At 74.0% G+C, this 1,150-nt stretch carries 1 protein-coding gene; it reads left to right on the top strand.

Annotated elements, in window-relative coordinates:
- Positions 1-1,113: thioesterase domain-containing protein (locus D7V97_RS43180; protein ID WP_147445269.1), on the top strand; the 1,113-nt coding region annotated here is incomplete at its 5' end.
- Between the last annotated feature and the right edge of the window lie 37 nt (positions 1,114-1,150).

The following is a 1,150-nucleotide window of genomic DNA, read 5'->3' as shown; positions in this document are numbered from 1 at the left end:
GCCCCGGGCCCCCTGGCCGGGTTGGACGCGGACGCCCAGCGCGCCTGGGTGATGGAGTTCCTGGCCGGGCGCGCTGGGCATCACCTCGAGATGGACCGCAACGCCCTTCCGCTCGGTGTTCCGCTGCGCGACCTGGGCTTCGACTCCCTCACGGGACTGGCCTTGCGGCGGGACATCGAGGAGCGGCTGGCGCTGCGCCCCCCGGCGGAGTTGCTGCTCGAAGGCCCGAGCATCGAGCAGCTCACCCGCGCCTTGCTGCGGGAGCTCACGCCGGAGCAGGCCACCGCGACGCCGGTGGTCACCGCCTCGCCAGGCGCGTGGTTCACCCACGTGGTGCGCCGCCCCCGGCCCTCCCTGCGCCTGTTCTGCTTCCCCTACGGGGGCGGCGGGGCTTCGCTCTACCGGGACTGGGCGCGGCTGCCCGCGAACATCGAGGTGTGGCCGGTCCAGTCGCCGGGACGCGAGACGCGCATCCACGAGCCGCCCATCCACCAGCTCGACGCCCTGCTCCCCCAGCTCGAGTCCGCGCTGCTGCCCCACCTGGACCTGCCCTTCGCCTTCTACGGGCACAGCCTTGGCGCGCTGCTCGCGTACCTCCTCGCGAGCCGGCTGCGCGCCCGCGGGCTGCCCCAGCCCCAACACCTCGTCGTGGGCGGGTTCAGCGCGCCCTTCCTCGCTCCGGGGCCCTACCTGGACGGCCTCCAGCGGCGCTTCCGCGAGGCCGGCTTCGACGGGGTTCCCGCGCCGGGGACACGCGAGCCCCTCCAGCCGCTGCTCGACATCGCGCTGGCCACGGCCGAGGGGCGGATGATGGCGGGCCGGGATACCGACTTCGCTCGGGCGCTGCTGCCCATGATGCTCGCGGACCTGAAGTTGATGGAGGGCTACCGCTACCAGCCCGAGCCGCCCTTCGCCTTTCCCATCACCGTGATGCACGGCGCCTCCGACGACCGCGTCACCCAGGAGGCGTCGGAGGCGTGGCGTGCGCTCACCCTGGGGGCGTTCCAGAAGCACGTGACGCCCGGCGACCACTTCTTCCTGCGCGCGGAGCAGGCCCAGGACTGGCTCCTGAAGCGGATCGCCGCCGCGCTGGAGCCCCGCGCTTCCGACTGAGTTCCACTCCACCCCTGCCGCCGCCTGGCGCCCGCCC

Origin of the sequence: Corallococcus sp. CA053C (genome assembly GCF_003611675.1) — a bacterium.
Taxonomy (GTDB): domain Bacteria; phylum Myxococcota; class Myxococcia; order Myxococcales; family Myxococcaceae; genus Corallococcus.
The sequence above is the reverse complement of the archived record's forward strand: the minus strand, read 5'-3'. Positions and strand labels throughout refer to the sequence as shown.